The following is a 1,173-nucleotide window of genomic DNA, read 5'->3' on the forward strand; positions in this document are numbered from 1 at the left end:
CCTTACTCAACTACACCTCAAGCGTTATACCGCGATACAGCTTAAAGCGTTTAGGCTTTGCGTTGCCCATGCGACTCTATCCCGACACAAAACAGTTAGAGATGGCTCTGACCGAAGGAAAAGTACGCGCCATTAGCCTAGCTGAATCAGACTTTTATGCTTTGTCTCCAGATCGACAGGAACAATTAAAAATTCTCTGGGAAACTCCGGGGTTTAGTCCATTTGCCTTTGCAACCCATCCTCGCGTACCGTTTTATTCCATTAATAAGCTTCAGCGAGCCATGGTGAACTTGAATCGTCGAGGCAACAACGCCGAACTCCTACAAGCGCTAGAAGCACGTAATGGCTTTGAGGTAGCAAGAAACAGTGACTGGATCGATGCACAAGATATCAATGTACAAGAATTAAACATGCATCTTCCACTTGCAGAGCCCGCCCAAGAGTAAATGAGGTATGACACAACAAGTCGTCTTTTTTTCTAGCTGCCTTGTTGAGCATATCTATCCACAAGTTGGCTTAGACAGCGTCGCATTATTAGAGCATTGCGGCTTCGAAGTGCTGTTTCCCAAATTTCAAAGCTGTTGCGCCCAACCGGCATATAACTCTGGCGCCAAGGATCAAGCGCAAGAAGTCGCAAAACAAACCATTGATTTACTGAGCAAATACGATCTCCCCGTAGTAGTACCTTCCGCTTCATGCGCAGACATGATTAAAAAACACTTCCCTCTATTGATGAATAGAAGACTCTCACTACTCAATGCTTGCAAAAAATCTGTCTGAGAGGTGCTTTGAACTGATTCAATTCATTTCACCATTCCTACCATCCATGAGCGATGAAAAAGAATCTATTGCTCTTCACGTGTCATGCTCTGCAAGACGTGGAATCAAGAGCGAAGAGTCTTGGGTAACATCACTTCAAAATTCAGGACATGTAGTCGAGCAACCAAATTATCAAAATGAGTGTTGCGGCTTTGGTGGCACCTTTTCGGTGAAAGCACCCGAAATATCGTCTGTAATGGCTGAAGATAAATGCAAATCTTTAATGGCATTATCCCCGACATTTACATCTGGAGATTGCGGCTGCCTGATGCATTTAAACGGATATGCCGACAAAAACAAACTAGTCCTAAAAGGGAAGCACATTGTAAGCATACTTACAGAACGTTATGGAGT

3 protein-coding genes are annotated in these 1,173 nt (G+C 43.9%); all 3 read left to right on the forward strand.

Annotated features, from left to right (window positions below):
* A partial coding sequence (locus A3739_RS00395) for a PhnD/SsuA/transferrin family substrate-binding protein (RefSeq protein WP_156502196.1) occupies nucleotides 1-446 on the forward strand: 446 nt, incomplete at its 5' end.
* A gap of 7 nt (nucleotides 447-453) precedes the next feature.
* Entirely contained in the window at nucleotides 454-780 is a 327-nt protein-coding gene (locus tag A3739_RS00400; protein WP_068499720.1) for a (Fe-S)-binding protein, read from the forward strand.
* The coding region (locus A3739_RS27885; RefSeq protein WP_197471909.1) for a (Fe-S)-binding protein at nucleotides 758-1,173 on the forward strand (416 nt) is incomplete at its 3' end. The genes A3739_RS00400 and A3739_RS27885, both read left to right, overlap by 23 nt.

It is taken from the genome of Oleiphilus sp. HI0067, assembly GCF_001635735.1.